At 45.6% G+C, this 23187-nt stretch carries 23 protein-coding genes; 13 read left to right on the top strand and 10 right to left on the bottom strand.

Annotation, left to right across the window (positions count from 1 at the left end; translation table 11 throughout):
- Positions 1–4: 4 nt before the first annotated feature.
- Positions 5–607 (top strand): 3-isopropylmalate dehydratase small subunit, encoded by a 603-nt coding sequence (gene leuD, locus NL645_RS15920; protein WP_104971226.1) that lies wholly within the window; start codon positions 5–7, stop codon positions 605–607.
- Positions 608–942: 335 nt separating this feature from the next.
- Positions 943–1725 (top strand): DUF547 domain-containing protein, encoded by a 783-nt coding sequence (locus NL645_RS15915; protein WP_253652017.1) that lies wholly within the window; start codon positions 943–945, stop codon positions 1723–1725.
- A gap of 100 nt (positions 1726–1825) precedes the next feature.
- Here NL645_RS15915 and djlA read toward each other — a convergent pair whose 3' ends face one another.
- Positions 1826–2680, bottom strand: a complete 855-nt coding sequence (gene djlA, locus NL645_RS15910; protein ID WP_005383076.1) for a co-chaperone DjlA — start codon at positions 2678–2680, stop codon at positions 1826–1828.
- A gap of 266 nt (positions 2681–2946) precedes the next feature.
- On the opposite strand from djlA, the gene lptD reads away from it, so the two are divergent.
- The 6 genes from lptD (at position 2947) to NL645_RS15880 (ending at position 9707) form a co-directional block, all read left to right on the top strand.
- Complete coding sequence (gene lptD / locus NL645_RS15905; RefSeq protein WP_085342743.1) at positions 2947–5292, top strand: LPS assembly protein LptD; 2346 nt, start codon at positions 2947–2949, stop codon at positions 5290–5292.
- 59 nt (positions 5293–5351) lie between these two features.
- The gene (gene surA / locus NL645_RS15900) at positions 5352–6635 is read left to right on the top strand and encodes a peptidylprolyl isomerase SurA (protein ID WP_006742728.1); all 1284 of its coding nucleotides are present in this window, start codon (positions 5352–5354) and stop codon (positions 6633–6635) included.
- Positions 6625–7623, top strand: coding sequence for a 4-hydroxythreonine-4-phosphate dehydrogenase PdxA (pdxA, locus tag NL645_RS15895; protein WP_005383085.1), 999 nt, complete (start codon positions 6625–6627; stop codon positions 7621–7623). Before surA ends, pdxA begins: the two co-directional genes overlap by 11 nt.
- Positions 7620–8429, top strand: a complete 810-nt coding sequence (gene rsmA / locus NL645_RS15890) for a 16S rRNA (adenine(1518)-N(6)/adenine(1519)-N(6))-dimethyltransferase RsmA (protein ID WP_005379669.1) — start codon at positions 7620–7622, stop codon at positions 8427–8429. The genes pdxA and rsmA overlap by 4 nt, the downstream gene beginning before the upstream one ends.
- A 75-nt stretch (positions 8430–8504) precedes the next feature.
- Positions 8505–8885, top strand: coding sequence for a Co2+/Mg2+ efflux protein ApaG (gene apaG, locus NL645_RS15885; RefSeq protein WP_005379668.1), 381 nt, complete (start codon positions 8505–8507; stop codon positions 8883–8885).
- Between the two features lie 15 nt (positions 8886–8900).
- Complete coding sequence (locus tag NL645_RS15880; RefSeq protein ID WP_164666520.1) at positions 8901–9707, top strand: symmetrical bis(5'-nucleosyl)-tetraphosphatase; 807 nt, start codon at positions 8901–8903, stop codon at positions 9705–9707.
- 258 nt (positions 9708–9965) lie between these two features.
- Here NL645_RS15880 and folA read toward each other — a convergent pair whose 3' ends face one another.
- The 6 genes from folA to rplU all read right to left on the bottom strand — a co-directional run bounded on the left by folA (position 9966) and on the right by rplU (position 13895).
- Complete coding sequence (gene folA / locus NL645_RS15875; RefSeq protein ID WP_046874034.1) at positions 9966–10445, bottom strand: type 3 dihydrofolate reductase; 480 nt, start codon at positions 10443–10445, stop codon at positions 9966–9968.
- Positions 10446–10454: 9 nt separating this feature from the next.
- Positions 10455–10928, bottom strand: a complete 474-nt coding sequence (locus NL645_RS15870) for a threonine/serine exporter family protein (RefSeq protein WP_005392295.1) — start codon at positions 10926–10928, stop codon at positions 10455–10457.
- Positions 10928–11728, bottom strand: coding sequence for a threonine/serine exporter family protein (locus NL645_RS15865; protein WP_005392296.1), 801 nt, complete (start codon positions 11726–11728; stop codon positions 10928–10930). Before NL645_RS15865 ends, NL645_RS15870 begins: the two co-directional genes overlap by 1 nt.
- A 195-nt stretch (positions 11729–11923) precedes the next feature.
- Positions 11924–13099, bottom strand: coding sequence for an Obg family GTPase CgtA (cgtA, locus tag NL645_RS15860; protein ID WP_005383091.1), 1176 nt, complete (start codon positions 13097–13099; stop codon positions 11924–11926).
- A 206-nt stretch (positions 13100–13305) separates the two neighbouring features.
- A complete protein-coding gene (rpmA, locus tag NL645_RS15855) occupies positions 13306–13563 on the bottom strand; it encodes a 50S ribosomal protein L27 (protein ID WP_005383095.1) in 258 nt (85 codons plus the stop codon).
- Positions 13564–13583: 20 nt separating this feature from the next.
- Positions 13584–13895, bottom strand: a complete 312-nt coding sequence (gene rplU / locus NL645_RS15850; RefSeq protein WP_005383096.1) for a 50S ribosomal protein L21 — start codon at positions 13893–13895, stop codon at positions 13584–13586.
- Positions 13896–14151: 256 nt separating this feature from the next.
- Between rplU and ispB the strand changes: the two genes are divergently transcribed.
- Positions 14152–15123, top strand: a complete 972-nt coding sequence (gene ispB, locus NL645_RS15845; protein WP_253652016.1) for an octaprenyl diphosphate synthase — start codon at positions 14152–14154, stop codon at positions 15121–15123.
- 89 nt (positions 15124–15212) lie between these two features.
- Here ispB and NL645_RS15840 read toward each other — a convergent pair whose 3' ends face one another.
- Together NL645_RS15840 and mdh are read right to left on the bottom strand one after the other, a co-directional pair.
- Positions 15213–15404: a hypothetical protein gene (locus tag NL645_RS15840; RefSeq protein ID WP_005392299.1), complete on the bottom strand. Its 192-nt coding sequence runs from the start codon at positions 15402–15404 to the stop codon at positions 15213–15215.
- 113 nt (positions 15405–15517) lie between these two features.
- Positions 15518–16453 (bottom strand): malate dehydrogenase, encoded by a 936-nt coding sequence (mdh, locus tag NL645_RS15835; protein WP_046874036.1) that lies wholly within the window; start codon positions 16451–16453, stop codon positions 15518–15520.
- A 359-nt stretch (positions 16454–16812) separates the two neighbouring features.
- On the opposite strand from mdh, the gene argR reads away from it, so the two are divergent.
- From argR to NL645_RS15815, 4 genes are all read left to right on the top strand, one after another.
- Positions 16813–17283: a transcriptional regulator ArgR gene (gene argR, locus NL645_RS15830; RefSeq protein ID WP_031780246.1), complete on the top strand. Its 471-nt coding sequence runs from the start codon at positions 16813–16815 to the stop codon at positions 17281–17283.
- Between the two features lie 405 nt (positions 17284–17688).
- Positions 17689–18657, top strand: a complete 969-nt coding sequence (locus tag NL645_RS15825) for a TAXI family TRAP transporter solute-binding subunit (RefSeq protein WP_005392302.1) — start codon at positions 17689–17691, stop codon at positions 18655–18657.
- Between the two features lie 292 nt (positions 18658–18949).
- Positions 18950–21529 carry a TRAP transporter permease gene (locus NL645_RS15820; RefSeq protein WP_065644958.1) on the top strand — a complete coding sequence of 860 codons (2580 nt, stop codon included), beginning with the start codon at positions 18950–18952 and terminating at the stop codon, positions 21527–21529.
- Positions 21530–21573: 44 nt separating this feature from the next.
- Positions 21574–22011: a universal stress protein gene (locus NL645_RS15815; protein WP_005392306.1), complete on the top strand. Its 438-nt coding sequence runs from the start codon at positions 21574–21576 to the stop codon at positions 22009–22011.
- Positions 22012–22074: 63 nt separating this feature from the next.
- On the opposite strand, the gene NL645_RS15810 is transcribed toward NL645_RS15815, so the two are convergent.
- Positions 22075–23151 carry an alkene reductase gene (locus NL645_RS15810; RefSeq protein WP_006742959.1) on the bottom strand — a complete coding sequence of 359 codons (1077 nt, stop codon included), beginning with the start codon at positions 23149–23151 and terminating at the stop codon, positions 22075–22077.
- Positions 23152–23187 lie beyond the last annotated feature (36 nt).

The following is a 23187-nucleotide window of genomic DNA, read 5'->3' as shown; positions in this document are numbered from 1 at the left end:
ACAAATGTCAGGCTTTAAACAACACACAGGCTTAGTTGTTCCTCTAGATGCGGCGAACGTTGATACTGATGCCATCATTCCAAAGCAGTTCCTACAAAAGGTGTCTCGCCTAGGCTTTGGTAAACACTTGTTCCATGACTGGCGCTTCCTAGATGATGCTGGCGAACAGCCAAATCCAGAGTTCGTGATGAACGCCCCACGCTACCAGGGCGCTTCCATCTTGCTGGCACGTGAAAACTTCGGTTGTGGCTCATCCCGCGAACACGCACCGTGGGCGCTAGCGGATTACGGCATAAAAGCGATGATCGCACCTAGCTTTGCCGATATTTTTTACGGCAACTCGATCAACAACCAAATGGTGCCAGTTCGTTTGACTGAGCAAGAAGTGGATGAGATCTTCCAGTTTGTTGAGGCAAATGAAGGCGCAGAAGTCGAGGTCGATTTAGAAGCGAATGTGGTTCGTGCCAACGGCAAAGAGTACAGCTTTGAAATTGATGAGTTCCGTCGTCACTGCTTACTAAACGGTTTGGACAACATTGGCCTAACCCTTCAGCACGAAGATAAGATTGCCGAGTACGAAGCGAATATCCCGAGCTTCTTGCGTTAAGACACATTAGTAAATATACAAATCAAGGGCTGGCAATTGTCGGCCCTTTTAATATTTTGAGCGACTGATTTCACATCGCTTTACTTACGGAATACCGAACGCCTCTGTTGAAATTCGTCATCCTGAACAGCGACGAAGGAGCGTGATTCAGGATCGACTGCCAGAGTGCACTGTGCAGATTCATACTGTCTTTACTCAAGAGTTTGTGGGTATTAGATTCCTGCTGTCGCTTATGCTCCTCGGAATGACGGCGAATAAAGGCAACGGATTACTGAAAGAAAACAAGCACTAAACTGGTCTACACTATCAACAATATCTCATTCAAAGGTATCTCTATGAAGAGTCTGTTATTGCTATTGTGTTCTCTAGTTTCTTTCTCGGCGTTCGCTGCACCTAAATCTGATTTATGGCCGTATTGGCAACAATCGAATCAGGTCAACCAAACCCAAATTTCTCATCAGGAATGGCAACAACTGTTAGACAATTACTTGGTTGAACAAGGTGAGAATACTTTGTTTCGTTATAGCCAAGTGACCTCTGTCGATAAAACTAAGCTGAAACAATACATCCAGCGTTTGGCAAAACTAGACCCTCTACAATACAGCCAAGCAGAGCAATACGCCTATTGGGTGAACCTTTACAACGCCATCACGGTTGATCTTATTTTGGATAACTATCCCGTCGAATCCATCACCAAGCTGGGTGGCTTATTTAGCTTTGGTCCTTGGGGAGATGATGTGGTCGTGGTCAACGGCAAGGATCTGACTTTAAACGATATTGAACATCGAATTTTGCGTCCAATTTGGAATGATCCAAGAACGCATTACGCCGTAAATTGTGCAAGTTTGGGATGCCCTAACCTACAAGCTCAAGCATTCACTGCCGAAAACACCGAAGCCTTACTTGAAAGTGCTGCCAGAACGTTTATTAACAGCAACAAAGGCGTATCCATTCAAGGAAACACGGCACAGCTGTCTTCCATTTATGATTGGTTTGCAGCGGACTTTGGTGGAGAAAAACAAGTCTTCAACCACATCGCGAAGTACGCGCCACAGTACAAAGACTTCTCTGGAAAAGTGAAGTACGAATACGATTGGAGTTTGAATCAAACTGACTAATTTATCGTCACCGTTCAGCTTGCAACGCTTTTGGTCACCCGTAACCCAAAAGCTAAAAAGGGCACCAAGTGCCCTTTTCATTTTCTAGATTTTAACAAAATCACTTAAAGCCTTTGACCTTTTTAATCAGATCATAAGCGTTTTGAATCTCTTGAGATTTTTCTTTCGCTACGTTCATCATCTCTGGTGGTAGACCTTTAGCCATCAATTTGTCTGGGTGGTGCTCGTTCATCAGTTTACGATAAGCACGCTTGACGGTTTTACTGTCTGCATCTGAAGACACATCCAGAATTTTGTACGCGTCAGCCAGTTGATCCGCTTGTGAAGCTTGTTGCCAGCTACCACCAGAAGATTGGCCTTGATGCTGACCATGAAAACCACCTTGGCTTTGGAAACGGAATGCGGCTTCTTGCATTTGCAAGCGACGCTCTAGCTGCTCAGAAGAGAAACCCAAACCACGTGCTATTTTGTGTAACACATTTCGTTCACTAGGATGAATCGAGCCGTCAGCAAAGGCCGCCGAGATTTGTAGTTCAAGGAAAAATTGCAACAAGTCAAAACGGCCTGCTGTCGAAATTTTCACACGAACAAGAACGTCTTCTAACGGAAAGTCACTGTCTTTACCTTCACGAAACGCATCTTGCGCAGCGCGGCGCTGTTCGCCATGCAAATTCATGCGGTCCATCATTGCAGAAGCAAGTTGGATTTCCTCTTTGGTGACTTGGCCTTTCGCTTTTGCCACATGTCCCATTACCGCAAACGCCGCTTTAAAAAATTCTTCTTGGCGCTGAGCTTGGCTCGGCCCTTTTCCAAAGCCGCCAGTAGAGAACCCGGCTTGACTCAAGCGACGTGCTTTATCGAATTGATGGCCAATAAATAAGCCAAAGAGTAAACCTAGCGGCCCGCCAAGTAACAAGCCAAAAAAGGCACCCAGAATTTTGCCAAAAATATGCATTATGTGTTCTCTATCAATGAATTTTTATCGACGACGGCGGTCTTATAGTGCCGGATGCAACGATTTCCTTTATGATAATGGAATTAGTTTTATTTCGGCTAGGCCATTTCGCCTGCTTATCTTTGCAGCTATTTTGTCGTCATTATGCCACAGTGAATCAATACGCTGGGATAAATGCGACTATAGTTGATTCATTTGGCTATTACGCTAGGGTACAACAAGCCCTATAGCCATCGAGTAGTAGTGACACAGGAAAGTTCAATTCAATGCAACATTTCTCCCGCACATGTTTAGCGGCCTCTATCAGCACCGCCTTGTTTGTACCCACCACTCAAGCTGAAGCGAATATCCATGATAGTGTGCAGGAAATGCCCGCCACAGATCAATGTTTGGTCGATACCAGTGGCGAGGAGGACGCTCTTAATACCCCAGTAGTGGTAGAAGCTGACACCCTGCAAGCCATCAATGGTGACAAAGCTCAGTACTCAGGTAATGTACAAGTCACCCAAGGCCAGAAGAAAATCACCGCAGATAGCGTAACGCTGCACCAACAAGACAACGTCGTGGTTGCCGAAGGCAACGTGACTTTCAATGACGGCCAAGTCAAAGCTCGATCTGATCGTGTTACTAATGACATCAACCAAGACACGTTTTCACTGGAGAACACCGATTATCAGTTCCTTTGCCAACAAGGTCGAGGCACAGCAGCATACATCGCGCGTACAGGTCAGTCGGTTTATGAACTCGAAGATGGTTCTATTACATCATGTCCTCAAGGCGACAATTCATGGCGTTTAGTGGCATCAGGTATTGACGTTGACCAAGATGAAGAGACGGCGACGCTGCACCATCCTCGATTTGAAGTGTTAGATGTGCCTGTTTTCTATGTGCCGTATCTAACCATGCCAATTGGAGATACGCGTAAAACGGGTTTCCTCTTCCCTTCTTTATCGTATGGTTCTAGCGATGGTATGGAAGTCGAGGTGCCATTCTATTGGAACATCGCGCCTCAATATGACATGACGCTCACCACGCTCTATATGCAGCAGCGTGGAACAAAACTCGATACTGATTTCCGCTACCTAACGGATGGCTGGGGGAATGGTGAAATCAAAGGCGAATACCTCAATAGCGATCGCAAATATCAAGACGAGTCTCGTTGGGGCTACCAAGTTAAACACGACGGTATTATCAATAAACAGTGGATAGTCAAAGTCGATTACTCAAAAGTGAGTGATATTGATTACTTCCTCGATCTCGACTCCGATATTGGTAACCGTGAAGATGGTCAACTGGTTCAAGAAGGACAAGTACAATATCGTTCTGATTTCTGGGATGCCTCGTTAACCGTTCGTGACTTCCAAATCTTATTGAAAGAAGAGAACCGCCCTTATCGCCTGCTTCCTCAGTTAGACTTGAACTACTACACGCCATTGTGGGGAGATTACCTCAACTTTGACGTGAAGAGCCAAGTGAGCCGCTTCGATACGAGCGATACTGCGCGACCAAATGCGACCCGTGTTCATATTGAGCCAGGACTTACATTGCCGCTTTCAAATTCATGGGCAACGTGGACAACGGAAGCTCGCGTGCTTTCCACGTACTACTCTCAAGACTTAACGGGTCTGACAGATGTCAACTTGCAAAACCAGTTAGATGACGAAGTTTCTCGTGTTATCCCCGAGTTCCGTACGCATGCGCAACTTTACTTAGAGCGAGACACGAGTTGGATCAAGGGCTACACACAAACACTGGAGCCTCAGCTGCAGTACTTGTACGTACCTGAAGAAGATCAAACCAATATCTACAACTACGATACCACCTTGCTACAAACCGACTACTACGGGCTATTCCGCAGTCGTAAGTACAGTGGCATTGATAAAATCGCCTCTGCGAACCAGTTAAGCTACGGTGCAAGTACGCGCTTCTTTGATGATGACTATAAAGAGCGTCTTAACGTTTCATTTGGTCAGATTTACTACTTCGATAAAAAGACCAAACTGAGCAACAGCCCAAATCTTCCGGATGAGACCACCAACTACTCATCATGGGCGATTGAAGCTGATTTCAACTACAACGATTACTTGTTCTATCACGGTGGAATTCAATACGATATCGATTTGAGCTCCATGCAGTTGGCGAACAGTACCTTAGAGTACCAATTTAACGGTGGCTTTATTCAGGGTAACTATCGTTACGTCACGCGTGAATACATCGAAGATACGATCATTCTCGAAAACCTAGACACAATTACTCGTAAAGGCATTTCACAAGCAGGTATTGTAGCGGCCTACGAGTTCAACCCGAACTGGTCTGCAAGTGGTCAATACTACTACGACCTAAATGAAAATGCGGACCTAGAATGGCTAGCGAGCCTGCGTTACCAGTCTGACTGTTGGTACATTGGTGTGACTTACGCCAACCAATTGCTTGGTTGGGAAAACCAAACTATCGGCAGCACTGGCGCATCACCTGAATACGAAAATAACTTTAGCGTTAACTTCGGTATTCAAGGCTTTGCGACCAATCAGCGTGAAGATACTGCAGTCAAAGAACTGGACGGTTCTGACAACGCGATTAAGTACGGCCGCCCATTCTATCTGAACAATTAATCGAAATAGGCGTCTTAAATGAATAAGACGCCTATTCAAAAATACTGACGGAATTTTAAATGAAAATTTGGAAATCAATCTTATTCACGACCCTACTCTCTTGCGGAGCGGTTGCAGCACCAGTAGAGATCGATAAGGTTGCGGTCATCGTGAACGACGGTGTAATTCTACAAAGCGACATCGAAACAGCGATGAAAACGCTGCAAGCCAACGCACGTCAAAGCGGAAAGAGCTTACCTTCTGCTAGCGTGTTAAAAGAACAAGTTGTTGAAAAGCTGATTATTGACACGTTGCAAGGCCAAGAAGCAGACCGTATCGGTGTGCGTATTGACGATAACCGCTTAAACCAAGCGATTGCGGAGATCGCACGTAATAATGAACAATCTGTAGAACAACTCGCCGCTTCTGTAGAAAGTGAAGGCTTGAGTTACCCAGAATTCCGCGAACAAATCCGTAAGGAAATCGCCGCTTCAGAAGCCCGTAATGCACTGGTTCGTCGCCGTATTAATATCCTTCCAGCAGAAGTAGACAGCCTTGCTGAGCAACTATCACAAGAAACCAATGCGACCGTTCAATACAAAATTGGACACATTCAACTGCGCTTCTCTGATGACAAAGAAAAGTCTGCTGTAGAAGCAGAAGCAAAAGCGCTGGCGAAAAAGCTAAACGAAGGTGCAGACTTTACGGAGATGGCCTACACCTACTCAAAAGGTCCTAAAGCTTTACAAGGTGGCGACTGGGGTTGGATGCGTAAAGAAGAGATGCCAACCATCTTTGCCGATCAGATCAAAATGCAAAACAAAGGCAGCATCATTGGCCCATTCCGCAGTGGCGTCGGTTTCCACATCCTAAAAATTGAAGATGTAAAAGGCTTAGAAACGGTTGCGGTAACGGAAGTAAATGCGCGTCATATTTTGATTAAACCAACCGTGATTCTGAGTGACGAAGGGGCGAAGAAGCAACTGAATGAGTTTGTACGCCGCATCAAAGCTGGCGAAGCCACTTTCGCTCAATTGGCAACGCAATACAGCCAAGACCCTGGCTCGGCAGCACAAGACGGTGAGCTAGGTTATCAAACGCCAGATCTGTACGTGCCAGAATTTAAACACCAAGTAGAAACTCTGCCTGTTGGCTCAATCAGCGAACCGTTCAAAACCGTTCACGGCTGGCATATCGTTGAAGTGTTGGATCGTCGCCAAGTTGACCGTACTGACTCAGCGATGAAGAATAAGGCTTACCGTATTCTATTTAACCGTAAATTTAATGAAGAAGCGGGCGCATGGATGCAAGAGCTACGCGCAAGTGCGTTTGTTGAAATCGTGGATGACAACAATGACAACTAATACAATTCGTAGAATTGTCGTAACCGCAGGGGAACCTGCGGGTATCGGCCCAGACTTAGTGCTTGCCCTATCGAAAGAAGATTGGGCGCACCAAATTGTCGTCTGTGCCGATAAGAATATGCTGACGGAGCGAGCCAAGCAGCTTGGCATCGAAGTCCAACTGTCTGATTACAATCCAGAAGAAGCACCTAAAGCACAAAAAGCTGGCACGCTTATCGTTGATCATATCCAAATATCGGAACCTGCGGTCGCAGGCGAGCTCAATGAAGCGAATGGCCACTATGTATTAAAAACGCTAGAAAGAGCGGCTTTAGGCTGTATGAATGATGAATTTGATGCTATTGTCACCGGCCCTGTTCATAAGGGGGTGATTAATCGCGCAGGTGTTGCATTCAGTGGTCATACTGAGTTTTTCGCCGAGAAGTCACAAACGCCGCTAGTCGTAATGATGCTAGCAACGGAAGGGCTACGCGTGGCGCTGGTTACAACACATATTCCTTTAGCTTATGTGTCCAAAGCGGTCACCGAAGAGCGATTAGAAAAAATCATCGATATTCTTCATAAAGACCTTGTAGAAAAGTTTGCTATCGCACAACCAAACATCTACGTTTGCGGGCTTAACCCTCATGCTGGCGAAGATGGCTGCTTAGGTCGTGAAGAGATCGAAACCATCACTCCGACACTGGAAAAAATTCGACAAGAAAAAGGTATCAACCTGATCGGCCCTCTGCCGGCTGATACCATTTTCAATGAAAAATATTTAAATGATGCTGATGCTGTTTTAGGCATGTACCATGATCAAGTGTTGCCAGTATTAAAATACAAAGGCTTTGGTCGTTCAGTAAACATTACTCTTGGTCTACCTTTTATTAGAACATCGGTGGATCACGGTACTGCATTAGATCTGGCAGGGACAGGTCAAGCGGATACAGGGAGTTTCCGAACAGCGCTCACGCATGCGATAGATTTGGTAGAGAAGAAACAATGAGAAATGATGTCCATTTAGGACACAAAGCGCGTAAACGTTTTGGTCAAAACTTCCTGAACGATCCATACATTATTGATGGAATCGTATCAGCGATTAACCCAAAACCAGGTCAAAACCTGGTTGAAATCGGTCCTGGTCTTGGTGCAATCACTGAGCCGGTAGGTCGTGAAGTGGATAAATTCACGGTCATCGAACTGGACCGCGATCTGGCGGAACGCCTACGTACTCACCCTGAACTGGCGGATAAGTTGACCATCCATGAGGGTGACGCTATGCGTTTTGACTTCACTCAATTGGTGAAGCCAAACAACAAGCTACGCATTTTCGGTAACTTGCCGTACAACATCTCTACACCATTGATGTTCCACCTTTTTGAATTCCATAAAGACATTCAAGACATGCACTTTATGCTGCAAAAAGAAGTGGTAAACCGCTTAGCCGCCGGCCCTGGCAGCAAAGCTTACGGCCGTTTAACGGTAATGGCTCAGTACTACTGTAAAGTGGTACCAGTACTGGAAGTACCGCCAACGGCATTCGTTCCACCACCGAAAGTGGACTCTGCCGTTGTTCGTTTAGTGCCATATGAAGAGCTACCATGCCCGGCGAAAGATCTGCGTTTGCTGGATCGCGTTTGTCGTGAAGGCTTTAACCAACGTCGTAAAACAGTTCGTAACTGCTACAAATCGTTGTTAAGCACAGAAGTACTAGAAGAGCTAGGTGTTAATCCAAGCATGCGTCCAGAGAACCTGACGCTAGAACAATTCGTCGCGATGGCGAACTGGCTTGCGGATAACCCGCAGCACTAAGAACTCAAACGATAAGCCAAACCCTTGCTGGTTTGGCTTATTATTATTGGGATATTACGTTTCTGAGGAGTGCACATGGACGTCATTCAACCTTGCATCAAAATTCAAGTTCACACCAAATACATCGAAGAACAGTCCAATCCTGAGCTACAACGCTACGTTTTCGCCTATATCATCACCATCAAAAACCTTAGCCAACAAACCGTGCAGTTAGTGAGCCGTCGCTGGTTAATCACAGACTCGAATGGCAAGCAAATGACGGTTGAAGGTGATGGTGTGGTGGGTCAACAACCTTTTATTCCAAGCAATGATGAATACACGTACAGTAGCGGAACCGCGTTAGAAACTCCTGTCGGCGTTATGCAAGGGCACTACAAAATGCTGGATGAAAAAGGGCAGGAGTTCATCACCGAAATTGAACCCTTTCGTCTTGCTGTTCCAAATGTTTTAAATTAGTAAATTGGAGATTCAGTGGCTACCTATATTGTTGGTGATATTCAAGGCTGTTTTGATGAATTGCAGCGACTACTAGAACAAGTCTCTTTCTCTGCGAAAAAAGACCAACTTTGGCTCGCTGGTGATTTGGTCGCCAGAGGGCCTAAATCACTAGAAACGTTACGCTTTGTGAAGTCGCTTGGCAAAAGCGCAACCGTTGTGCTTGGTAATCACGATCTTCACCTGCTCGCCGTTGCTCACGGGATAAAAAAGGTCAAAGACAAAGATAAAACCGCGCCTATTTTCACTGCACCCGATAAAGAAGATCTATTGGCATGGCTAGCTCAGCAACCTCTTATGGCCGAGCATGACGAGTTCGTGATGTGTCACGCTGGGATATCACCGCAGTGGAATCTAAAAACCGCAAGAAAATGTGCCCGCGAAGTTGAACGCATCATCCAAAGTGAAGAGCTGCCTTGGCTCTTAAAAAACATGTACAGTAATCAACCTGATTCCTGGGATGACTCTCTACAGGGTTTGGACCGATACCGTTATATTATCAATGCTTTTACGCGGATGCGCTTTTGTTTCCCCGATGGTCGTCTGGATATGGATTGTAAACTACCACCACAACAAGTTTCCGGTAACGAACTTATTCCATGGTTTGATGTACCTCAGCGCGTTCACCTCAATAAAACGGTGTTATTTGGTCACTGGGCTGCACTACAAGGCCATGTAGACGAAGAGATCATCGGTCTGGATACTGGCTGTGTTTGGGGCGGAAGCCTAACCATGATCCGTTGGGACGATAAGAAAATCTTTACTCAGGATGCGTTAAGTTAAACACGGAATAATAGTCGATAATCCATCGTAGGGAGAATGCCTGTCACCTAACATCTCCTGTAGGGTCATTCCAGCGAGACTAGGAATCTAATATCCGCACGCTGCGGGTAGATAGAGATACCTTTGACAACAAAGTACTCGTATAGAAGATCCTGAATCACGCTCCTCCGTCGCTTTCAGGATGATGGCAGGCCGGGATGGCCGCTCGCTGTTATACGAACGGCATTATCGTATTAACTACGCTGTATTAATCTCGAATTACTTTTCTAACACAGTAAAGCGCATGTTGTAGGCGTTCTTCTCATCGGCTTGATACTTTTCTGAGTAAGTTTCCTTAAACTCGTCTCCCCAATCTGGGAACTGAGTATCACCATCAATCGCGGCTTCAATGTGTGTTACATATAGTTTATTGGCCATCGGTAGGCAAGCTGCGTAAATCGCACCACCACCAATGATCATCACTTCTTCCACGTCACCAGCCACGTCCAAAGCTTGCTCAATCGATGTTACGGTAGTGACGCCTTCGATCTTTAGTGTCTCATCACGGCTGATAACAATATTCAAGCGACCAGGTAAAGGGCGACCAATAGACTCATAGGTTTTGCGTCCCATCACAACCGGTTTTCCCATGGTGCAACGCTTAAACCAAGCGAAATCAGCGGGAAGATGCCAAGGCATTTGATTGTCTTTGCCAATGATGCGATTGTCGGCCATCGCGGCAATCATACTAATGATCATGTTAGGTCCTTATACAATAGGTCTGCGGCGATAGAATAACAGCCCTGGAACAGCAAGACCAACAGCTAAACCTGCAATAATAAACATGGCCTTAAGAAAGTTCTCCATACAAGTTGCAACGAGCTCAGGTGAATAACCAATATGGTTGATCTCAACCATGGCTATCATTGCTTTGTATGCAAACACGCCAGGTACCATCGGGATCAAAGCTGCCACAGTGAACACTTTTGGGTGCGCGAGAAAGCGGCGAGACCAGTATACCCCGATCATCCCAACTAGCGTCGCGGCAAAAAAGGTCGCCCATTCAATGGGAATACCAAACTGCATCATCAAATAACGGCTGCCGTGTCCAATCGCGCCGCCAACAGCGCAATACACTAAAGCTCTTTGTGGCACGTTAAAAACCAGTGCAAATCCAACTGCGGGAATCGCAGCGAAAAACATGTCATTCAGCAGGCCAAGCATCAAATCAAACAAACTCATTAGATTGCCCACCCCCAAATTCCAGTAACGCTCATCGCAGCAACGATGCCCAAACACGTCGCCAACGTCAGTAAGCTGGCCATCACAAACCGGGCAATACCCATGTTAATGTGCCCTTTCAGCATGTCTGCCACCGAGTTAATCAATGGGAAACCCGGTACGAGCATTAATACCGACGATGCCATTGCAACTGTGGGCAGATTGCCTATTTGGTAGATTTCCGCTTGCGCAGAAATTAAGGTCGTGACAAAGGCGGTCGCTGCAAAGTTCAGTAAAGGATTAAAGTGGCGATGACCAATTTCTTGGCGAACGATCATGCCACCAGCTGATGCTAAAAAGGTCATAACAAATACCCCCCAATCACCACCAGCCAGATGACTGAATGCCGCACATGACAAGCCAATCATAAACACCACCAACCAGCGGTTATAACGCTCTGGGCTGATGGCGTTCAGCTTTTTCTGCGCCATGGTTGCATCGAGCAGCCCACGCTCCATCATGATGCAGATACGTTGAATTTGCGTAATAACGCGCATATTAATGCCACGATCGGCACAACTTCGGGTGGTGGTGATGCAGTGTCCATCCATTACCGTCGTTACAACCAGTGCATTGGCTGATAGCGCAACCGCAACTTCATTAACCCCACAAGCAAGGCCAATACGGCGCATAATATCGCTCACCAGAGTACTTTCAGCACCATGAGCGAGTAGCATTTGCCCGGCTTGGGCAACAAGGCGAGAAATAGATCGTTGAGTGGATACCGCCAACTCTCCAGACGGTATGGTTTCTAGAGTCATAAATCAGTCTAATTCCTTTTAGGGTGTTGCTCATTCATACGCGAGAGGTCCAAACTAACCCTCAAAAATCACGACGTATCGGCTATTGTGCCGTAAATCACACCATCTAAATATGATTTAGATACAAAAAAAGCCGCAATAAATAATTGCGGCTTAATGAATTATAGACAAACAGGCATTGTTTGACGGTTCTGATTAGTCACGAACGTAGACAACGTGACCGTCATCTTCTTCATCGTCCCAGTCATCCCAATCGTCGTCGTCATCTTCAGTGATAACGTCTTTACCCGCCATCGCATCTTTATGGTAGTCATCCCACATGAAGTTAACTTTATCTTCTTCAGCCACTTCTTCCTCTTCGCGAGGTAGATTATCCATAAAGTCAGCCAGTTTGTAACAAAGCTCTTTAGTGCCGTTACGGTTGATCGCCGAGATCTTAAAGTACTCGTCTTCCCAGCCTAGTGCGTCTAAGATTTCTTGGATCTTCTCATTCGCTTCTTCTTCAGGCATTAAATCAACTTTGTTGAATACTAACCAGCGTGGCTTGCTTGCCAGTTTTTCACTGTATTGCTCTAGCTCATCAATGATCGTTAGTGCATTTTGCACCGGATCAGACTGATCAATTGGCATAATATCGATCATGTGCAGCAACACTCGGCAACGCTCTAAGTGCTTCAAGAATCGAATACCAAGACCAGCGCCATCTGCTGCACCTTCGATAAGACCTGGAATGTCTGCAACAACAAAGCTTTTCTCTGGTACGACACTCACTACGCCCAAGCTTGGGATCAATGTCGTGAATGGGTAATCAGCGACTTTTGGTTTTGCTGCTGAGACTGCGCGGATAAAGGTTGATTTACCTGCATTAGGTAGACCAAGCATACCAACGTCAGCAAGAAGCAATAGTTCAAGGCGAATTTCACGTACTTCACCTTTTGTGCCTAATGTTCTTTGACGAGGCGCGCGGTTTACTGAAGATTTGAAACGCGTGTTACCTAGACCGTGCCAACCGCCTTTTGCGATCATCACTTTCTTGCCGTGTTCAGCAACTTCTGCCACGATTTCATTTGTGTGGATATCCACTGCGCGCGTACCTACAGGCACACGAAGAACGATGTCTTTACCACGTTTACCAGTACAGTTACCACCGCGGCCATTCTCACCACGCTCCGCTTCGTAGAAGCGCTGGAAACGATAATCAATCAGAGTGTTAAGGTTTTCATCGGCTTGGATATAAACATCACCACCGTCGCCACCATCACCGCCATCAGGGCCACCTTTAGTGATGAATTTTTCACGCCAGAAACTCACAACGCCGCTACCGCCGTCGCCAGCCTGAACTTTTACTACCGCTTCATCTACGAACTTCATCTTTTACTCCGACTACTTCGTGCGTGGATTAAATCTACTTTGTCATCTGACAATTTTAGCAGATGACAGATCTAAGCTCCCAGCCCACAAATAAGGTGGAAACGAGAAACTTCGATATGTCGACTGCCATAAATAAAAAACCCCGCCGATTCGGCAGGGCTTTTGAATTCAGCTTAAAGCTATTAAGTAACTTGGTAAAAACCTAATTACTCAGCTTCGATGCTTACAAACTTACGGTTCTTAGGACCTTTCACTTCGAACTTCACTTTACCTTCAGTAAGAGCGAATAGAGTGTGGTCTTTACCGATACCTACGTTGTTACCAGCGTGGAACTTAGTACCACGTTGACGAACGATGATGTTACCTGCAAGTACAGATTCACCACCGAAACGCTTAACACCTAGACGTTTGCTTTCTGAATCGCGGCCGTTACGAGTAGAACCACCAGCTTTTTTGTGTGCCATTGTTAAACTCTCCTAATAGATTAAGCGTTGATACCAGTGATCTTCACTTCAGTGAACCACTGACGGTGACCCTGTTGCTTACGAGAGTGCTTACGACGACGGAACTTAACGATTTTAACTTTATCGCCACGACCGTGTTGTACAACTTCAGCAACAATTTTGCCGCCCTCTACAAGAGGAGCACCAACTTTGATGTCTTCGCCGTTAGCAACAAGAAGAACTTTATCAAATTCTACAGTTGCACCAGTTTCAACGTCTAATTTCTCTAAACGAAGAGTTTGACCTTCGCTTACACGGTGTTGTTTACCACCAGATTGGAAAACAGCGTACATATTTTACTCCGCTTTTTCCGCACAGCCTTTCTTGAGGGTGTGCGCTAAACTAATCATCAATAGGGCGCAGATTCTACAGAATAGATGCTCCTATGACAAGCCATATTTTGAAAAAATTGGCGAAAAGCTAATCGCCAAAGAAAAGTGCGGCAATCATGCCCTTTAGTAATGTATTAATCAACGTTTTTTAGTGTATTATTCGACAATTATATAAATCGAATAAGCCTTGCAGGGTCTAACTTCAGCCGGATATACGATGGATTTTAAAACTATCCAAGCGCTTACTGCCGATGACATGGCAAAAGTGAATGAAACAATTCAAGCCCAACTTAATTCTGATGTCTCTTTAATCAACCAGCTCGGTTTTTATATCGTGAGTGGTGGAGGCAAACGTCTGAGACCGCTTTTAGCGATACTGTCAGCCCGCGCACTTGGTTACCAAGGCAACGGTCATACCATGGCAGCTGCGTTTATTGAGTTCATCCATACAGCGACTTTGCTGCATGATGACGTGGTCGACGAATCAGACATGCGCCGCGGTAAAGCAACTGCGAATGCAGCATTTGGCAATGCTGCTAGCGTGTTAGTTGGGGACTTTATCTATACTCGCTCATTCCAAATGATGACGGAGCTAGGATCCATGAAGATCCTTAAGCTAATGAGCAACGCCGTAAACGTGATCGCCGAAGGTGAAGTTCAGCAGTTGATGAACTGTAACGATCCTGACACGACAGAAGAAAGCTACATGCAAGTCATCTACTCTAAGACGGCACGCTTATTTGAGTCTGCAACTCAAATTGGCGCAATCTTAAACGATGCTCCTGAGCATGTTGAAATCGCAATGCAAAATTACGGTAAGTATTTGGGTACTGCGTTTCAGCTTATTGATGACGTCATGGATTACACCTCTGATGGCGAAGACATGGGTAAAAATGTGGGGGATGATTTGGCTGAAGGCAAGCCAACTTTACCTCTACTTCACGCTATGCGTAATACCACGCAAGACAATGCCCTCATGATTCGCGAAGCAATTGAGAAGGCCAATGGCATGGATCGCTTAGAAGAAATTCTCGCGGTGATGAAAGAGGCCGGATCTCTGGAATACACGACGCAAAAAGCACTAGAAGAAGCAGACAAAGCGATCGAAGAACTATCAGTATTGCCGGAATCTGAATACAAGCAAGCGCTTATTACTCTGGCTCATGTCGCGGTACAACGCACGAAGTAATCATAGCAACCCATAACGCAAGACTTAAAACAAAAAGGAAGAGCAAGCTCTTCCTTTTTTGTATCTGATACCCAATGCCGTGATAGGCGCTAGTAATATCTGTCACTACCGCCATGCAGTTGTGGGTCATCTTCTATTTCATCAAAGCTAACCGCAATCTGCTGATCAGAGCCTTGTTTCGACAACAGTACCGTCTCTGCTTCACGGTCGACCACCAATATCGTACCTACGCCCTGCTGGCACTCAACAACCATGCCTTTACGGATTCGACTTGCTTCCATCATCTTCTCCTTCACCACGTTGTTTTGATCAAGTAATTTTACGAAGCAGAGAAGCCAAAGATCAAAAAAGCCGATCATTTTGATCGGCTTTCTTCTTATTCGAGCTTTCTAGATTACTTTGCGAATTCAACACCAATATTGATGTCGCCATTTAGTGTTTCTAGCATACCGTCTAGTGCAGACTTTTCGTAGTCGCTGAGTTTGCCGTAGCTTAGTACTTCTTCTACGCCTTCTTTACCTAGTTTCACAGGCTGTGCGAAGTAAGTCGCGTGCTCACCGTCGCCTTCAACGTATGCACATTCAACTACGCCTTCTTCACCTTGAAGAGCACGAACTAGAGACAGACCAAAGCGACATGCAGCTTGGCCCATTGATAGTGTTGCACTACCACCACCCGCTTTCGCTTCTACAACTTCGGTACCTGCGTTTTGAATACGTTTCGTTAATGCTTCTACTTCTTCAGCTGTAAAGTCAACGCCTTCCACTTGAGACAGTAGAGGTAAGATCGTTACGCCAGAGTGACCACCGATAACAGGTACGCGAATGTCACCTGGATCTTTGTCTTTTAGCTCTGCAACGAATGTTTCTGAACGGATAACGTCAAGTGTTGTTACACCGAACAAGCGACGCTTATCGTAAACGCCCGCTTTCTTAAGTACTTCAGCGGCAATTGGCACTGTTGTATTTACCGGGTTTGTGATGATACCAACACAAGCTTTCGGACAAACAACCGCAATCTTCTCCGCTAGCGACTTAACGATACCAGCATTTACATTGAATAGATCCGCGCGATCCATACCAGGCTTACGAGCAACACCTGCAGAAATCAGCACAACATCCGCACCTTCTAGTGCTGGAGTAGGATCTTCACCCGCGTAACCTTTGATAGAAACTGGCGTCGGGATGTGGCTAAGATCAGCAGCCACACCAGGAGTTACTGGAGCAATATCGTATAGGGCTAAATCAGAACCAGCAGGAAGACGGTTCTTAAGTAGAAGGGCCAGGGCTTGACCGATGCCACCAGCGGCACCAATAACGGCTACTTTCATGTAGTTCTCCTTGAGAGTATTTCTCTTATAAACGTATTCGTAGGGTAGTTTGTAACCAACTTAAATAAAGCTATCGGAATCACAACTTGATTACAATCAATTAACGCTAGCTTTGCGACCTCGCGCAACTCGCTGTTACCGTGCTACAAATGGGGCTTGGATTATTCTTTTATTCTGTTGAAATGACAAGGAATTCAAGAAAACAAAAACAGCCCTACTTCATATAGTTAAAGAATTCCATGTGGTATATAGTTTACAGTGACGTAACTAACATAATACTGGGACTCTTTGGCACCGCATGAATATATATGCGAGAATATGCAAAATTGCTGACCCGTAATAAGAGATTCGTAATGACTATGCGCAATTCAGAAAAACAAGACAACTTAGTCCGCGCCTTTAAAGCCCTATTAAAAGAAGAGAGCTTTGGCTCACAGGGTGAGATTGTTGATGCACTCAAACAACAAGGATTTGAAAGCATTAACCAATCGAAAGTATCACGCATGCTGACTAAATTTGGCGCCGTCCGCACACGCAATGCAAAAATGGAAATGGTTTACTGCCTTCCTGCTGAGCTAGGCGTACCGACTGTAAGCAGCTCTTTGCGTGAACTGGTGCTAGACATTGACCATAACGCGGCATTAGTTGTTATCCATACTGGCCCTGGTGCTGCGCAGTTGATTGCTCGCTTGCTTGACTCACTGGGTAAATCCGAAGGTATTCTTGGTGTTGTTGCAGGTGATGACACTATCTTTATCACTCCAACGATGGCGATTACGACTGAACAGTTGTTCAAATCAGTGTGTGAACTGTTCGAATACACTGGCTAAGTTCTTTCACATTTAGATCAGCTAACTCTTTGTGGGCTATAAAAGAAATCTCATTTTGTAGCCCATGATTTATGTAAATTTTTTGCTTATCCAGACCATTATTTAACCACCTGTTTTGTGATTAACATCACGCAATTGATCTTTTTCACTTCGTTCACTTAATACTCATTAAGTGTTTGTTATAAAAAGAATTAAATCACAAATCTAACACTATCCTCCTGCACAAGATTCAGACTTATCAACTATAACATTTAACAATTGGATAATTTTCTGCCAATTTTTTGTTATGATTCGCTCGCTTTTTCAAACGATTGGATTGGAAAAGATGCCGTTTCCAAATAGGAAACTCCAGAAGTGATTTATGGTTATTTCCGGGTAAATAATGAATATAAGGAAGGGAAATTCATGGCATTTAACAAACTTCTCAAAGTAGGCGCTATCGCTGCAGCAGTAATGGGTGCAGGCGCAGTTAACGCTCAAGAGTTTATTACTATCGGTACTGGCTCTGTTACAGGTGTTTACTACCCTACTGGTGGTGCTATCTGTAAATTGGTCAATAAAGGTCGTAAAGAACACAACATTCGTTGTTCAGTAGAATCGACTGGCGGCTCTATTTACAACGTTAACACTATCCGTGCTGGCGAGTTAGATTTTGGTATCGTGCAATCGGATTGGCAGTACCACGGCTACAATGGTACGAGTAAGTTTGCGGAACAAGGTCCGTACAAAAAGCTACGTGCAATGTTCTCTCTTCATACAGAACCTTTCAACATCATTGCTCGTGCAGATTCAGGTATCGAAAACGTTGAAGACCTAAAAGGTAAGCGCGTAAACATCGGTAACCCTGGCTCTGGTGACCGTGCAACCATGGGCGTTGTTATGGAAGCGATGGGCTGGACAAACGACAGCTTCAAATTGGCTTCTGAGCTAAAGGGCTCTGAGCGTTCTCAAGCACTTTGTGACAACAAAATTGACGCATTCATTTACATGGTGGGTCACCCGAACGGTTCAATCAAAGAAGCAACAACATCATGTGATGCTAAGCTAGTTTCTGCAACAGGCCCGAAAATCGATAAGATTGTTGCTGATAACCCATACTACGCCTTTAGCTCAGTGCCAGCTGGCATGTATCGTGGCACAGACAAAGACGTAAACAGCTTTGGTGTTGCAGCAACGATGGTTACAACAGCAGACGTTTCAGACGATGTCGCTTACAACGTTGCAAAAGCCGTGTTTGAAAACTTCGATACGTTCAAACGTCTACACCCTGCGTTTGCAAACCTGAAAAAAGAAGACATGGTGAAAGCGGGTCTATCTATCCCTCTTCACCCAGGTGCAGAAAAATACTACAAAGAAGTGGGTCTACTTAAGTAACTTCCTCAGACTCCAAACTCACAGGCAGGAAAAGATGGTTTTCTGCCTGTTTGAGCATGCAGTTAGCACGTGCTAACTGCATGCTTCATTCGCCAGTTTTCTTCCGAAAATTGCGAGTTCATACCCAAGAAAAACTTAAACGCCGCCTAGCAGAGTCTCCAAAATTCAACACTTTGAGTTCAGGCAGCAAAATACTCGAAAGCAAACTTCGCTCCATTCGCTACACTGATAAAGGCGAAGTGTGGTTCTCGATAAAAATCCGACAGGACCATCAATAATAAGGAAAAAGTACATGGCGACGAATCAAGCTCCGTCACAAGATGTGCAAGAAATGGTGGCTCAGGCAGACACAGGTGCACGTAGCCCCTCGGGAATGCAAGGACGAATCCTTTGGTTTGTTCCTCTGTGTTGGTCACTATTTCAATTATGGTACGCATCTCCGCTACCATTTATTTTTAATTTCGGCGTACTGAACGACACGGAAGCGCGATCAATCCACCTCACTTTCGCGATCTTCTTGGCTTTCACTGCTTATCCAGCGATGAAAAATTCCCCTCGCGATCATATCCCTCTTGTCGATTGGATATTGGCGCTAGCAGGTAGTTTTTCTGCGGCATATATTTACCTTTTTTATACCGAGCTAGCTGGACGTTCCGGTGCACCAACAACGGTAGATATCGTCGTTGCTGTCATCGGTATGGTTCTCCTTTTAGAAGCAACACGCCGAGCGCTCGGTCCACCACTGATGGTGGTTGCTGCTGTCTTCCTTACTTACACCTTTGCAGGCCCTTACATGCCCGATGTCATCGCGCATAAAGGAGCGAGCTTAAACAAGGCCATGTCTCACTTATGGCTAACAACGGAAGGTGTATTCGGTGTCGCATTAGGCGTTTCAACCTCTTTTGTGTTCTTGTTTGTATTGTTTGGCGCCATGCTGGAACGTGCTGGCGCAGGTGCTTACTTCATTAAAGTCGCCTTTTCTTTACTGGGTCATATGAAAGGTGGTCCTGCAAAAGCGGCCGTTGTTGCATCTGGTTTATCCGGGCTTGTTTCTGGCTCTTCAATCGCAAACGTGGTAACCACTGGTACCTTTACCATCCCATTGATGAAACGTGTCGGTTTTCCGGGCACCAAAGCGGGAGCCGTTGAAGTTGCCGCCTCAACTAATGGTCAGTTAACGCCACCAATCATGGGCGCGGCGGCATTCTTGATGGTGGAATATGTCGGTATCTCCTACGTTGAAGTGATTAAGGCTGCCCTACTTCCGGCACTTATCTCTTACATCGCTTTGATTTACATCGTTCACCTTGAGGCGTGTAAAGCGGGTATGACAGGTCTTCCTCGTCGCCACAACCCAACGTTAGTACAAAGTTTGCTTTCCTTTACTGGCACAATCTTAGGACTGTGTGTGATCAGCGCATTGGTTTACTACGGAGTGGGTTGGACGAAAGATGTCTTTGGTGATGCCGCGACGCCAATTGTTACGGTTGCCCTGTTAATTGCGTACGTTGGCTTGGTGAAGATCTCAGCAAATCACGTGCAAGATGGCGCAATTGAGATTGATGCAGAGTTAACAGAAGTACCAGATCCTGGCCCAACGGTTAAATCTGGTTTGCACTATCTACTGCCTATCGTTGTATTGGTTTGGTGTCTGACTGTAGAGCGCTTCTCGCCAGGTCTTTCAGCATTCTGGGCAACAGTGTTCATGATTTTCATTTTGCTGACTCAGCGTCCATTGATTGCTCTGTTATCAAAGCAAGGTGACATGATGCAGCAAACCAAAGATGGCTTCGTTGATCTGGCTGAGAGCTTGGTTGCTGGCGCTCGTAACATGATTGGTATCGGCGTTGCAACGGCAGCGGCAGGTACCGTGGTTGGGGTCGTCACCCTAACGGGTATTGGCCTAGTTATGACCGACTTCGTTGAGTTTATCTCTGGCGGTAGCATCATTCTTATGCTGCTGTTTACTGCAATAATCAGCTTGGTTCTTGGGATGGGTCTACCGACAACGGCGAACTACATCGTAGTATCTACGTTGATGGCACCGGTTATTGTCACGCTAGGTGCAGCACATGGCTTGATCATCCCACTCATTGCGGTGCACTTGTTCGTTTTCTACTTTGGTATTTTGGCCGACGACACCCCACCCGTAGGTCTTGCGGCATTTGCGGCGGCTGCGATTGCTAAATCAGACCCAATTCGTACAGGTATCCAAGGCTTTACTTACGATATTCGAACCGCCATTTTGCCATTCATGTTTGTGTTCAATACCCAGCTACTGTTGATGGGGATAGACTCTTGGTGGCATTTAGCACTCACGGTCATCTCATCGATCATTGCGATGCTGATCTTCTCCGCCGCAACACAAGGATGGTGGTTCACGCGTAACAAGTGGTGGGAAACCGTTCTATTATTAGTACTGACATTTTCGTTTTTCCGTCCTGGTTTTTGGTGGGACATGCTGTATCCAGCGAAAGTTCTTTCTCCTGGCGTTGAGGTAGCTCAAATCACGGAAACGCTAAATGTAGGAGAATCATTGGAGCTACGTGTTGCCGGCGAAAACCTTGAAGGCGACTACATCGAGAAAACGGTTCGTCTTCCATTCGAAGACAGTGCGACAACAGCGGAAGCACGTATTTCGTCTATGGGTCTGATGCTGACCGAAAGCGACAACAAAATGATTGTCGATATGGTCGAGTTTGGTAGCCCGGCAGAGTCTGCAGGTATCGACTTTGATTGGGAGATCAAGTGGGTTATCCAAGATGCAGAACGTCCGATGAAAGAATGGGTATTTGTGCCATGCTTAATGATTTTGCTGGTGCTTGCCATGAACCAAAAACGTCGTGCTCGTAAGGAACAATTGAGCGCATAACCGATTTGGCCCCGAGGACAAGGGGCCTTAGTGAGAGACATTGAATGTACAAACAAATTCTTGTTCCGGTTGATCTAAATGACCAAGGCTTTTCAGACCGAGCGGTTGAACTAGCGGTTTGGCAGGCAAAGCAAGCGAATGCGCAAATCCACCTTCTAACAGTACTACCTGGTATTCACATGTCGATGGTTGCTACATACTTCCCAAAAGATGCAGCAGCCAAAATGAAGCAAGACGTGAAGCAGCAATTAAAAGCTTTTGCCAATAAGCATATTGCTGAAGATGTGGTGTACCAAGTGCATGTTGCTGAGGGCAAAGCCTACGCGACGATTCTTGATTATGCAGAGCGCTTGGGCGCTGATCTCATCATTATGCCAAGTCACAAGCGTTCTAAAATCAATAAAGTAATGCTTGGCTCTGTCGCAAGTAAGGTCGTGGAATATTCTCCAATCAATGTGATGGTCGTGAAACCGCAAGGTTAAACAACTAAAGAAACGAAAAAGGACGCTAACATTAGCGTCCTTTTTATATTGAACAAGTAAGGATTATGCCATTACTGGGTAATCGGTATAACCTTCTGCTCCACCTAAATAAAAGTGCTCAGGTTTTGCCTCATTAAGAGGTGCATTTTTCTTAAATCGCTCAACTAAATCAGGGTTGGCGATAAATGGAACGCCAAATGCGACCACATCAACTTGATTTTCTGCAATTGCCGTTGTCGCTTCTTGTGCACTGTAGCCCACGTTGGCCATTAGGTAACCTTGATAGTTTTCGCGTGCTGGCTTGAGAACATCTGCTTTTTGTACGCCCTTTAGATCCGCACGCATCACGTGCCAATAAGCAAGATCGAAAGCATTAAGTTGCTTAGCTAAGTAACGAACCAAGCCAACCGGATCGCTGTCTTTCATGTCATTAAATCCATTTAATGGTGATGTGCGCAGCCCTACTCTTCCAGGTCCCCATACCTCGACCACTTCTTTAACTATCTCAAGTAAAAAACGGGCACGATTTTCGACTGAGCCACCGTATTCATCAGTACGTAAATTCGATCCATCACGAAGAAAGTTATCGATAAGATAACCATTGGCGCCATGTATCTCCACACCATCAAAGCCTGCTCTCTTAGCGTTTTTCGCACCTTGCTTAAACGCTGCCACAATGGAAGCTATCTCATCCACTTCGAGTGCTCGTGGTACCGTATATGCTTGCTTACCTGAAGGGGTATGAACTAACTCATCACGAATGGCTAGTGCGCTCGCTGCAACAGGCGTTTTCCCATCATTCAGTTCAGGATGACAAGCGCGTCCCGCATGCCAAATTTGCAATACGATCTTACCGCCTCTTTCATGAACCGCATCCGTTACCTTTTTCCAAGCTGCAATTTGTTCTTCGTTATAAATGCCCGGTTCTGCCATAAAAGCAGACGTTCCTTCCATCACCATGGTGCATTCAGCAATGATAAGTCCAGCACTCGCGCGTTGAGCATAGTACTCAACCATAAGGTCATTCGGGATATGATCTGCGCTGGCACGAGCGCGCGTTAAAGGGGCCATAATGGCACGGTTATCTAATGCTAATTGACCGAGTTCGATAGGAGAAAATAAGTCTACAGAGTTGGACATGTTGTTTACCTCAAATGACAATAACTTGATGGCTAA

The organism is Vibrio sp. Y51_MX_L26 (assembly GCF_024181935.1).
Classification (GTDB): Bacteria; Pseudomonadota; Gammaproteobacteria; order Enterobacterales; family Vibrionaceae; genus Vibrio; species Vibrio diabolicus.
The sequence above is the reverse complement of the archived record's forward strand: the minus strand, read 5'-3'. Positions and strand labels throughout refer to the sequence as shown.